The sequence below is a fragment of the Novosphingobium jiangmenense genome (assembly GCF_015694345.1).
In the GTDB taxonomy this organism is placed as follows: Bacteria; Pseudomonadota; Alphaproteobacteria; order Sphingomonadales; family Sphingomonadaceae; genus Novosphingobium; species Novosphingobium jiangmenense.
The window spans coordinates 47,029-57,002 of record NZ_JADQDC010000019.1 but is presented as its reverse complement, the minus strand read 5'-3'; the positions used below and the strand labels follow the sequence as shown (position 1 = coordinate 57,002).

The 9,974-nt window shown below is 61.3% G+C and carries 10 protein-coding genes; 2 read left to right on the top strand and 8 right to left on the bottom strand.

Going from position 1 to position 9,974, the window contains the following annotated elements; genetic code table 11:
• Positions 1-133: 133 nt before the first annotated feature.
• Both I2488_RS18750 and I2488_RS18745 read right to left on the bottom strand, forming a co-directional pair.
• Entirely contained in the window at positions 134-598 is a 465-nt protein-coding gene (locus tag I2488_RS18750; RefSeq protein WP_196277317.1) for a GNAT family N-acetyltransferase, read from the bottom strand.
• Between the two features lie 86 nt (positions 599-684).
• A complete protein-coding gene (locus tag I2488_RS18745) occupies positions 685-1,983 on the bottom strand; it encodes a lipopolysaccharide biosynthesis protein (RefSeq protein ID WP_196277316.1) in 1,299 nt (432 codons plus the stop codon).
• Between the two features lie 169 nt (positions 1,984-2,152).
• On the opposite strand from I2488_RS18745, the gene I2488_RS18740 reads away from it, so the two are divergent.
• Together I2488_RS18740 and I2488_RS18735 are read left to right on the top strand one after the other, a co-directional pair.
• Positions 2,153-3,049, top strand: a complete 897-nt coding sequence (locus I2488_RS18740) for a glycosyltransferase family 2 protein (RefSeq protein WP_196277315.1) — start codon at positions 2,153-2,155, stop codon at positions 3,047-3,049.
• Between the two features lie 99 nt (positions 3,050-3,148).
• The gene (locus tag I2488_RS18735) at positions 3,149-4,087 is read left to right on the top strand and encodes an acyltransferase family protein (protein WP_196277314.1); all 939 of its coding nucleotides are present in this window, start codon (positions 3,149-3,151) and stop codon (positions 4,085-4,087) included.
• Here I2488_RS18735 and I2488_RS18730 read toward each other — a convergent pair.
• The 6 genes from I2488_RS18730 to I2488_RS18705 all read right to left on the bottom strand — a co-directional run bounded on the left by I2488_RS18730 (position 4,074) and on the right by I2488_RS18705 (position 9,971).
• A complete protein-coding gene (locus I2488_RS18730) occupies positions 4,074-5,075 on the bottom strand; it encodes a glycosyltransferase family 2 protein (RefSeq protein ID WP_196277313.1) in 1,002 nt (333 codons plus the stop codon). The genes I2488_RS18735 and I2488_RS18730 overlap by 14 nt on opposite strands.
• A gap of 11 nt (positions 5,076-5,086) precedes the next feature.
• On the bottom strand, positions 5,087-5,509 hold the full coding sequence (locus I2488_RS19755) for a DapH/DapD/GlmU-related protein (protein ID WP_281390112.1): 423 nt from the start codon (positions 5,507-5,509) through the stop codon (positions 5,087-5,089).
• Positions 5,510-5,645: 136 nt separating this feature from the next.
• Complete coding sequence (locus I2488_RS18720) at positions 5,646-6,359, bottom strand: class I SAM-dependent methyltransferase (protein WP_196277311.1); 714 nt, start codon at positions 6,357-6,359, stop codon at positions 5,646-5,648.
• A gap of 125 nt (positions 6,360-6,484) precedes the next feature.
• Positions 6,485-7,891 (bottom strand): O-antigen ligase family protein, encoded by a 1,407-nt coding sequence (locus I2488_RS18715; RefSeq protein ID WP_196277310.1) that lies wholly within the window; start codon positions 7,889-7,891, stop codon positions 6,485-6,487.
• A gap of 86 nt (positions 7,892-7,977) precedes the next feature.
• Positions 7,978-8,811 (bottom strand): 2OG-Fe(II) oxygenase, encoded by an 834-nt coding sequence (locus tag I2488_RS18710; RefSeq protein ID WP_196277309.1) that lies wholly within the window; start codon positions 8,809-8,811, stop codon positions 7,978-7,980.
• 80 nt (positions 8,812-8,891) lie between these two features.
• The gene (locus I2488_RS18705) at positions 8,892-9,971 is read right to left on the bottom strand and encodes a hypothetical protein (RefSeq protein ID WP_196277308.1); all 1,080 of its coding nucleotides are present in this window, start codon (positions 9,969-9,971) and stop codon (positions 8,892-8,894) included.
• Positions 9,972-9,974: the final 3 nt, after the last annotated feature.

Here is a 9,974-nt window from a genome sequence, read left to right as displayed (position 1 = left end):
GATCTTCCAGGTCGCCGACATCGGCCTCGTCGGCGACCTCTTCACGCTGGTCCCGGAACTCACCGGCAAGCTCTGACACCAACACACGCAACGCCATGATGGAGTGTTTCCCCGGGGAAACACTCCATATGGGTTAAAGATGCAGCGTCAGACACTGGCTGAAATCGTCCAGCACGTAGTCGGCGAAAGCCTCACAATTGATGAAACCGTGCTTGCGATAGAGGCCCAGGGCGGGCTCGAACGCGGGGCCTTGCCCGGTTTCCAGACTGACGCGCTCGTATCCCCGCTGCCGCGCCACCCCGAGCAGGTGGATCAGCAAGGCCTCGCCGATCCCCTTCCGCAGCCAGTCGGGCGCAGCGCGCATGGACTTGAGTTCGCCATGATTGGGGTCCAGCTCGCGGATCGCACCCATCCCGGCGAGCGCGTCCCCGACCCACGCCGAGTAGAAAGTGACGCCGGGTTGCCGCAGCTTTTCAACCGGCAAGGCGTGAACCTTGCAGGCGGGCGAGTTGGCATGCATGCCCGCAAGATGCAGCGCGACAAGGCTGCGGATGGCCTCGCCAGCAAGGTCGTCTTCGATAATCGTGACCGCGTCCATGGCATAGCCTCCTGCTGCCGCCGTTACTTGAGCACTAGCGGGCCCGCCCCGCCAACTCTTTCGCCGCGCTTCAACGGTTCAGGCGGTCAAGCATTGGGTCGGGGTTGCTCCATCGCACGGATGAAGGCGCGATTGGCGAGGAGCAGCGCCACAGCGCGACCGACGATCGCGATCGTTATCGCCATGGCTGCACCCGTCAGATCGAAGAGCGGGATCAGCACGAGGAAAAGGGCGATGGTCACCACTGTCACGCCAATCTCGATGCGCATGGCGATGTGCTCGCGGTGGGCCATATCAAGTACCGTGCCGATCGGGCCGACGGTCACGGCAATGAACTGACCCACGGCCAGGATCATCAGCGCGGGGGCGCCGCGCACAAATCCGGGGCCGAACAGGCCCAGCAGCCATTGCGGAACAACGAGGATCACCAGCAGCAACGGCAGGCACAGCGCCGCGCCGACCATGCCCGTCTTGCGGGCGATGGCGAGCATGCCGCGATACTGCCCTTCCGCATAGCGCGCGGCGATGTGGCTGCCGACCATCTGGTCGAACGAATTGCGCACCAGCGTGAACAGCAGGCCGAACTGCACGGCAACGCGATAGATCCCTGCCTCCGCCGGGCCATGCCACGTACCGAGCGTGACCACCGCAATCCAGTCGCAGAAGAAGGCGGCCAGATAGATGACCATGATGCGCAGGCCTGACTTGAGCGAGACGGTCTGCTCGCCATGCGGCCAGCCGCGAGTCATCGTACGGATCCTTGCCAGGCCGAACAGCATGACGAGGGTGCAGGCGCTGGTGTAAACGATTTCAGGCGCAAGGACGGCAACTCCGCCCGAGGCCAGCCAGAGGGTGCCAAGCACGAGCAGGGAGAGACCGGTGTAGGAGATGCCGTCAAGCGATTGCGAGAGAAGGACGCTGCCGGTGGCGCGGATCGAGGCGGAGATGGTGCGCACCAGCGCCAGCATCGGCACCGCCAGCGCCATGATCAGGACCGGCAGGAACAGTTCGGGCCGGTCCATCATCAGGTGCGTCATCGGCCAGGCGAGGGCTGCCATGGCGAGGCCGATCACGGTGCCAAGCGTGGCGACAACGCGGATCGAGCGCACGATAGCGGCCCGCGCCATGCCGGTATCGCCACGCCGGTGTGCCACCGCTACCGAGCGCAACACGACGGTATCGAGCCCGATGGTGGAGGCGACGGCGAGCAGCGTCGCGGTGGCCAGCGCAATCTGGTATGCGCCGACGCCCTCTGCGCCTAAAGCGCGTGAAATCAATAGGTTGAGTCCGAAACTCGCAACCGCGCCGCTGCCCTTGAGGCTCAGCCCGATCAGCAGGTCCAGCGCAATTCCGCGCTTCATCAGCGCTGCAATCCTGTCACGCATGCGGCTTGTCGGCTCCTTGGGGCTGGTGCCCGCGAGGCCGGGACCGGTGCCGACCCTACACCTATGCTGCGCTGCAACCAAGTCTGTTGCGAGCGCGTTTCGCACAGGGTAAGCCACTGGTGTCGCGCAACTTCCGGCACGGCGCACGGGCTTCACGAAGAGGACGCAGATGGCAGCGGCAAGGCACGACTTTTCGGTGGTCATCCCCGCGCATAACGAGGCGGCGGTGATCGAGCGGTGCCTGCGTGCGCTGCAATCGGACCCGGAGATTTCGCCCGAGATCGTGGTGGCCTGCAATGGCTGCAAGGACGAGACGGCGGCGATCGCACGGCGGGTGGCACCGGAGGCCACGGTGCTCGACATCGCTCGCGGCTCGAAGATCCTTGCGCTCAACGAAGGCAATGCGGCGGCAACCGTCAGCCCGCGGTTCTTTCTGGATGCGGACATCGTCGTCAGCCCGCGTGCGCTGGCGGCGGTGGCGCAGGTGTTGGGCGAGGACGGGGCGATCAAGGCGGCGGCGCCCGCGCTCGCCGTGGACCTGACCGGCTGTTCCTGGCCGGTCCGGGCCTATTACAAGGTGTGGCTGCAGCAGCCCTATGTGCGGGTGGGCATGGTCGGATCGGGGCTGTTCGGGCTTTCGGCGAGCGGGCTTGCTGAGGTCGGCACCTTCCCCGACGTGGTGGCGGACGATCTTTACGTGCGGACCCGGTTCGCGCCAGAGCAGCGGATGCGGGTGGAGCGCGATGCGCAAGGGGCGGCGGTGAGCTTCACGGTGTTCCCCCCGCGCGACTTGCGCTCGCTGGTGCGGATCGAGAGCCGCCGCCGCGCGGGCGACATGCAGCTGAAGCTTTCGAGCCACGATACCGAGCACACGGCGCGGACGACGACGGGCGGCTCGCTGCTGTCGGCACTCGGCAAGCAGAGCGGCGGCCATGGACGCGTCGGGCTGCTCGATCTGGCGTGGTATCTCGGCATCAAGATCGTCGGACGGCAGATGGCGCGGCGGACGATCCGGGCGAAGAAGCAGATCGTCTGGGAGCGGGACGACAGCTCGCGGACGGGGTGAGGTAGTTGCTCGACGGTTAGTCTTGCGATTTTTGGTTCATTTTGAAAGTATTTTGCCTACCTTGTGGCCAACTCACGATTCGATCCTCTTTGGTGGGCAATGGCGATGGTGACTGCGCGTCAATCGAGTTTCGAACTGCTTAGGATCGTCAGTGCGGCAGGTATTGTCTGGTTCCACGCCAGTGTAACGGGATCGGAGATTGGCTATACCGGGCTGACCGTGTTCCTGCTGTTGACTGCTCTTTTCGAACTTGGCGTCAACTTCGAGCGACGGACACCGTGGACGCGCCATGCTACGAGGCTGCTGGTACCTTTCGTGTTCTGGTCGGCGATCTACACAGCGGCGAACGTGGTGAAAGGCAAGCCGGTACTGAACCTTGAGGGCGGTCCGGTATTGGGCGTGTTGGCGGGGCCATCGATTCACTTGTGGTATTTGCCATTCATGGCAGCGGTTTTGGCGGTGCTAGGCCTGCTGAAGGTGCGCGTCAGTCAGCGGACTATCGGTGCGCTGGCCTTTATGGCGGTCGTGCCGATTATCGGCGCATTTCATTATCTCCGGCCCGAAGTTGCTCAGGCGCCACCGCCCGTTCCGCAGTGGTTTCATGCAACCGTCCCGGTGTTGTTGGGCGCGGTGGTAGGCGCGAATCGGAACGGAACAGCGCTTCTGCGTGGCTTGACTGTCGGCACTCTCGCTCTGGCGTTTGCTGTTTCGGGGGACGTACAAGTCTTGGAGTTCTTGGCCGGCGTGCTCCTTGTCGAATTGGCAGCGCGCGTTTCCTGGAGTGATGCAAGGGTCAACCGCGTCGCGGGCATGATGATGGGAGTCTATCTGGTCCATCCGCTGGCGCTGACCATGTTCCGGATCGTCGAACCCTACTCGCAAGCCGCATTCGTTGCCGGTGCATTCATTGCAAGCACGGCGGGGGTAATGATGGCAGCTCGGCTAGCGCCGAAGGTGTCGGGCATGCTGCTGGGAACGCCCAAGGCAGAACCGCGTCGTGTCAAGGAACGACCTGAGCTTTCTGTCAGCCCTTCGTAGCGCGCTGCAAGGGGCCGTTGCGCCATTCGTTGCGGCGGCGCCAGACTTCCTTCCAGCAGGCGGCGCTTTCCTTGAAGCGCGGGGCGATCAGCGAGGCGGCGGGGTAGGCGATCGAGCGGGTGAAAGCCCACGCCGCTGTCATGGCCTTGCCGAAGCCTACCCAGCCTTGCGGGAAGTAGCGTTCGATCATGCCGTTGCGACTGCCGAGGATGTAGACCAGCTTGTTGGCTTTTTTGGTGGCGCTCTTGCCGCCAAAGTGGACTATGGTTGCGGTGGGTGTCATGCGCGGAGCGGCACCGTAGCGGGTGGCGCGCACGCAGAGATCGGCTTCCTCCCCGTACATGAAGAAGGCTGGGTCAAAGCCGCCGAGTTCGTCCCAGAACGCCTTTTCGATCAGGAAGAACGAGCCCTGGACGATATCGACCTCGCGCTCATAGTCGCGCTTCCAGCCGCCGTAGCTTTCGGAGTTGAACAGTTCCGAATTGCGGAACACGGCGTTCAGCCCGAAGGCCTGGCAGAAGGCGCTCCACGGCGTGACCCGGCCCCAGCAGGAGAAGGGGTTGAGGGTGTGGTCCTCGAACAGGGTGCGGCCGCCCCAGATCTTTGCCTCGGGGCGTTCCCGGGCGAAGGCGAGCAGCTTGTCGATCGCACCATCGAGCACCAGCGTATCGGTGTTGAGCAGAAGGACATAGCGCCCGCGCGCGCGCTCGACGGAAATGTTGGTGGCGATGGCAAAGCCGTGGTTTTCGGTCTCGGCCATGAGCACGACTTGCGGGAACTCGGCGGCGATGGCCTCGGCCGAACCATCGTGCGAACCGTTGTCGACGAGGATCACTTCGAAGGGCACTTCGCGGGTCTGTTCGTAGACCGTGCGCAGGCAATCGAGCGTCATCTCGCGCGTGTTCCAGTTCACCAGCATGACCGAGACCAGCGGCGGCTCGCCGGGTTTCCCGTTGGTGATGGTGGGGTCGCTGGCAGACTGAAGCATGGGGGGAGCCTTCAATTCTTGCCGAGGAACTTGTCAGGCAACGCGCCGACTGCGGGATCGCTAGCGCGCAGGGCGCGTTCGGTGTCGTCGGCATCGAGAAAGCGCCCGTAGCGACCGACTTCGATATCCGAGCGGATCACGCGCGCTGGATTTCCGGCGACCACGCTGCGAGCTGGAACATCCTTGGTCACGACAGCTCCGGCACCGATCACGCAATTGTCTCCGATCTGCACACCCGGCAGAATGATGCTGTAGCTTCCGATGAAACAGTTCGCGCCGATCCGGGTGTGAAGGTAGAGCCCGCGCGTCCTGTCGTGCGTGAGAATATATGCCGCATATGCGATATAGGTATAAGCCCCTATATGCACTCCGGCCGGAAAAGTAAGATCCAGCTTGGCGGAAAGGGAGAGTTCAACCGTCGGATGGATGTCCATCCTGAAAATTCGGGTGAGGACAGTTCTCTTCGCGTTCAGGAGAACCCGGCGAAGCGCATGCAGACGATTCAAACTCATGCTTCCCCCGATATGTCAGCCTGCCCTGATTGAGCAGTCGCACACCGCCGGGATCAAATCAATCAAGCCGCGGGCACGGTTCATAGCGGGAGCCTACCGCGATCAGTGACTTGGTGAACAAGCCGAGAAATGGCTCACGCAAATGGCGAGCGTCCGGAAACAGGCGTTTGAATATCCAACGACCGAGCATGCGACAGTTGTCCACTTCGGCCATGGCGTCGGCAAACCCTCCCGTAATGGCCGTGCCGACCTTGAAACTGGCCAGCGCACGTATCTTCAGGTTGTCCGGCAACCAATGAATGAACGGGAATGCATAGTGAGGATCGATAGGAAAGAAGTAGTTCGGAGTTTGAATATAATAAAAACGACCAACTCTCGTTACTTCCTCCGAAAAAAGCATCATGTTCTGGTAGCTGGTAACGTGTTCTATCACAGAATTTGAATGCACCAGATCAAACTGGGCATCCTGGTATTGCGGCATGCTGCAGGCGTTTCCGACGACGTTGCTGACCCTCAGGGCATCCTTCGGAGACGCAGCGTAGCTTACCAACTCTGCCGAGTAGTTCATGACTTCGATATCGGTCTTCGAGCGTAACGAAGGTGAGAGCATCTGCCAATAATCGCCGCGTCCACCAACATCGAGAACCGCGCAACTCCCCTTTTCCGCCACTATCGTCGAGATGATGGCCTCGACCCGTTTGAACCGCTTGCGCCGGAAGCCAGCCTGCAACGTCTTCAGTCGCCCCAAGGTGGGGGTCGGATTCGTAGCCATTGTTTCCTCGCCACGGTGATTATGGCGACTAACTTAAGCTAGTTTGGTCCGTTTTGGAACTAAAATCAGGCGTATTTGCAGCTACTTGGCCGATGGAAACTGATCGAAATTCGCTGCCAAGTAAATCATCGAGCCGCGCGCGCCCGAGAGGGAGCAGGTAATTCGTCCTTGCCTCCTCGACGGCGATCAGCAAGGCCACCAGCCATGCCGAGAAGCATGATCAACCAGCTCATGTCCGCACCCCAAGGGGACACCGTGATGAGAACCACGTAAAGAACAAAAACGCTGATCGCCAAACCAGTGGCCATCCGCCGTCCGTGCAATGCGCCATTCTCCATGAACTTGCCGGCCAAGCTGAGCTTGAGGACATTCAGTGCAACCGCAGCAAGCATGGCGAGTGAGCACGGGATGCCATACCGCAATGCCAACAGCAGCCAATAATTGTCCACGCTGTCGGAGTGCATCCACTTCGGGCGCGTGTAATCGTTGAGTATGCCAATCCCTATCCATGGACTGCGCGCAACGTCCGCAGACCCGTACTCCCAGATTGCCAAGCGAAAGTAACCCGTTTGTGGATTAAAGGAAGCATTCCGGATCAGGAATTTAACTATGCCATCCGAGGTAAAACTCTCAATCATGCCCAACGAAACTACGACAGCCATTATCAGGGGAAACCACCCCCACCTGAGCCGACGTTGAACATAGTCGTAAAAGCCGAGGGCGAGACCTGCCAAGATTGTGGCCACGCCCGCCGAACTCCAAGCGAAGAAGCCTCCTGCACACGCGAGCAAACCAAGCCACCTTCTTTTTGGCAAATCGGCGGCCAAGAAAAGTGGAACTAGGGAACCAAAAAAAAGACCTGCCGCAATTGGGTGCAGAAATGGTCCCATCGCTCGAAGAAGACCAAATCGTAACTCGTAAACACGTTGAATCGTTGACTGTGGCGAAAAGCCCGTCAAAGATCCAATAAATGTCCGCACCAAATATCTATGAGATACGCTCTCAAGGAACATTAAAATCGCTACCGCCACCAAGAACGGTGTGACGCGGTACAGGAAACGCCGCAAGTCAAGGGGTTCACGGAAGAAGATCCGTCCGACAAGATATGCTGCCAGCGTGTCCAGAGTGGTTGATCCGCCAGTCTTGAAGGCGATATCTATCGCATAATGGGACGCCGTAGCCATGAACATCCAAGCTGTTGCCGCCAGAAACAAGATGTCTGCAAGACTTGGTCGAATAGGCCTTCGAATTGCTTCCACTGCAACAAACGGCAGGGAAACGATCAAGGCGATTCGATACGGAAACAGTTGAAAGCCGCTGAGGTCGATGCGGGCCTCGGGGGACATCAGGATCGAGGCGAAGACGAGGACGGGGATCCAGTCGATCTTGCCGGTGACCAGCCGGGTCATCGCCTCGCGGTGCCGGGCCCAGGCCTGGCGGCGCTCCTGCATCGTGAGACGTTGGCGCACGGGGCGGTCGGTGGAAGCCGGTCCGGATGCTGCGGGTGCGGTGGCCATCGGGGTCAGGGTCATCCCGTCTCTATAGATTCAAAGCGATGGGCTGGCTACCGCCCTCGCCCAGGGCGCAAACCCCAGAGCGAGGAAGGCCAGCCGTACCGTCAGTCCGCCTTGGCCGAGGACAGCATGCGCTGAACGGCGGGCGGCGCCCAGTCCTTCCACATATGCTGCGCGCGCACCTTCCAGTCGGCCCGGTCGGTCGAGCCGGGGCGTTCCTTGAACACGGTGGTCCGCTTGGGCAGGTTGGCCACCCCCTCGGGCGGGGCGGTGTAGTAATAGGTGGCGATCGAGCGGCGCGAACGCTCCGGCGGGCAGGCCAGCGGATCAGGGTGGCCGTGGAAGCTGTCGAGATCGGTGTTGAACAGCACCGCGCGGCCGATCAGCGGGGCGACCTTCTCGGTGCAGCCCTTCATCTCGCGGTCCCACAGCTCGAGATGTCCGCCCCAGGCTTCGTCCCAATCGTCGTTGAGATAGATCAGCAGGTTGAGGCGGCGCTGCAGCTTCATCTTGTTGTGGATGTTGAAGTCTGCATGGACGCCGAGGTGGCCGCCGCGCTTGGTCTCGTGCAGGCCGCCGCCGAGGTAGTACGGATCGGAGATGAGGCCCTTGATCCCGGTCATGTTCGAGAGGAACGAGAGGAAGGCCTGGCTGTTCAGCTCTGCCAGCAGGTTGCGCACCCGGGGCCCGCATTCCTGCGGGTGGTACTGGTACTTGAAGCGCTCCTGATCGCGGTCGAAGAACTCGTGCCCGTCGCTAGAGGGGAATTCGGTGAGCAGTTCGCGCAGCACGTCCTTCGAGACGAAATCGTCGATCGCGATATGGGGAAACGGTTCGGCCGACTGGTAGCGCTCGGCCAGTTGCTTGCCCGCCTCGGTGCATTGCGCCTCGTCGAAAGCGTAGAGCCCGCCACGATCCTGAAGTTCAAGGACGCTCATCTGTGTGCCTCGTGAATGATTGCCATAATGCGTGCGGGATCGGGTTTTTACGTAAGGTATTTCGCAAGTGCGAGCAAGGTTTACGGCGCCCCACGCTTCTCGAGCAGCTGTGGCGCCTTGAGCAGTTCCGCAGCCAGCCATGCGTCGACACGCTGCGCGCCTATGCGATTGAGATGCGCGCCATCGGAGTACTGGCGATGGTCGGTCCGGAGAAAGCGGGCATCGAGCACAGGCCCGTACTTTTCGTAGAACTTCCAGTCCGCAGCAACCGGCTCCGCGCCGAAGACCGGCAGATAGAGGAAGGCAATGTTGGTACGCTTGGCTTTGGCCAGTGCAGCGATCTTGTCCATGTAGAGTTCGGGCATGACGAACTCCTCGTCATGCAGGAAGCGCGGCAGGACCGGCGGGGTTTGGCCATTGCGGATCGGGGCAGCGCCGGCTTCGATCTCATCTCTCGAGTGAATGGTATCGCGGTCTATCCGCGCCCCGGTGACCTGGGTGAAGCTGGTGGTGGTTTCCATGTCCGGCCCGAGATACTGCGCCGGATCAACGCTGGTCCGGAAGCCGAACAGGGCGGGGTAACGAGTGCCCGCGAACGTCAGCATCTGGCGGTAGGGAAGGTAGCCGAGGTCATCGACGTAGCCAAAATTGATGAGCGCAGGTGCGGTGAGAACGTCGTTAGTATCAGCAAGATTACGGAAAGCCGGATGGCCTTTGCGCGCCGACTGCTCGATGATGTCGACAAGGATGAGCTTCACTTCGGAATGATGGGCCAGCAGCAGCTTCGTCAGCACGTAATGCGTGTTGCGACCGTCCTGCGGCATTGAGAAGTTGACCACATGAACCGGGCGACCAAGACGCGAAGCGAGGCCTTGCGAGAGTTCAGGTCCGCTCACCCCCGCACCGAGGCGCGAATTGCCGATCAACGCGACGTCGATCGGAGTCTTGTCGAACACGATGCGTTCGTAAGCCCAGACAGTACGGAAATGAATGGTGCTGCCCAATTGCTGGTAGCGGACATAGGGATTGCCGGGCAGCAGCAAGGTGAGCGCGCAAAGCGCGAGGAAGGTGACAAGCGCTGCCACTATGACGAGGCTGCCGTGAAGGCTCGCGGTCTCATCTGCTTCTGGATTGGTTGCGGGGCTCAGCTTCTCAGCCATGGT

What these genes read in the sequence shown, in the direction of transcription:
- I2488_RS18715 (WP_196277310.1), bottom strand. Translation starts at nt 7,891, where the DNA reads ATGACCCTGACCCCGATGGCCACCGCACCCGCAGCATCCGGACCGGCT.
- I2488_RS18750 (WP_196277317.1), bottom strand. Translation starts at nt 598, where the DNA reads ATGGACGCGGTCACGATTATCGAAGACGACCTTGCTGGCGAGGCCATC.
- I2488_RS18710 (WP_196277309.1), bottom strand. Translation starts at nt 8,811, where the DNA reads ATGAGCGTCCTTGAACTTCAGGATCGTGGCGGGCTCTACGCTTTCGAC.
- I2488_RS18720 (WP_196277311.1), bottom strand. Translation starts at nt 6,359, where the DNA reads ATGGCTACGAATCCGACCCCCACCTTGGGGCGACTGAAGACGTTGCAG.
- I2488_RS18705 (WP_196277308.1), bottom strand. Translation starts at nt 9,971, where the DNA reads ATGGCTGAGAAGCTGAGCCCCGCAACCAATCCAGAAGCAGATGAGACC.
- I2488_RS19755 (WP_281390112.1), bottom strand. Translation starts at nt 5,509, where the DNA reads ATGGACATCCATCCGACGGTTGAACTCTCCCTTTCCGCCAAGCTGGAT.
- I2488_RS18730 (WP_196277313.1), bottom strand. Translation starts at nt 5,075, where the DNA reads ATGCTTCAGTCTGCCAGCGACCCCACCATCACCAACGGGAAACCCGGC.
- I2488_RS18745 (WP_196277316.1), bottom strand. Translation starts at nt 1,983, where the DNA reads ATGCGTGACAGGATTGCAGCGCTGATGAAGCGCGGAATTGCGCTGGAC.
- I2488_RS18735 (WP_196277314.1), top strand. Translation starts at nt 3,149, where the DNA reads ATGGCGATGGTGACTGCGCGTCAATCGAGTTTCGAACTGCTTAGGATC.
- I2488_RS18740 (WP_196277315.1), top strand. Translation starts at nt 2,153, where the DNA reads ATGGCAGCGGCAAGGCACGACTTTTCGGTGGTCATCCCCGCGCATAAC.